This is a genomic window from Nonomuraea deserti (assembly GCF_004348685.1).
Classification (GTDB): Bacteria; Actinomycetota; Actinomycetes; order Streptosporangiales; family Streptosporangiaceae; genus Nonomuraea; species Nonomuraea deserti.
Map to the genome: position 1 here is coordinate 1 of NZ_SMKO01000448.1, position 552 is coordinate 552.

At 72.6% G+C, this 552-nt stretch carries 1 pseudogene; it reads left to right on the top strand.

Features of this window, described 5'->3' with window-relative positions:
* A pseudogene (locus E1292_RS50615) lies at positions 1-552 on the top strand (dihydroxy-acid dehydratase); the annotation flags it as partial.

Below are 552 nucleotides of genomic sequence, written 5' to 3' on the forward strand. Positions count from 1 at the left end.
TCCGCGAGAACGCCACCCTCATCGACGGCCGCACCCTCGCCGACGTCGCCGCCCAAGCCCAGGAAACACCCGGCCAGACCGTCGTGGCCAGCGCACGACACCCGTTCAAACCCCGCGGCGCCCTGGCTATCCTGCGCGGCTCACTCGCCCCCGACGGATGCGTACTCAAACTGGGCGGCAAGGACGACTTCCGCCACCAAGGCCCGGCCAAGGTCTTCGACTCCGAAGACGCGTGCATCGCCGCGATCGAGGCGGATCTCATCGTGCCCGGCGACGTCATCGTGGTCCGCTACGAGGGCCCGGCGGGCGGGCCGGGCATGCGCGAGATGCTCTCGATCACCGGCCCCCTGGTCGGCAGGGGCCTCGGCACCTCGGTGGCACTCGTGACCGACGGCCGCTTCAGCGGGGTCTCGCACGGGCGGGTGATCGGGCACGTGGCCCCCGAGGCGTACCACGGCGGGCCGATCGCGCTGGTGCGCGACGGCGACCCGATCGTCATCGACAGCGCCGCCGCGACCCTCGACCTGCTGGTGCCCGAGGCCGAGCTGGACC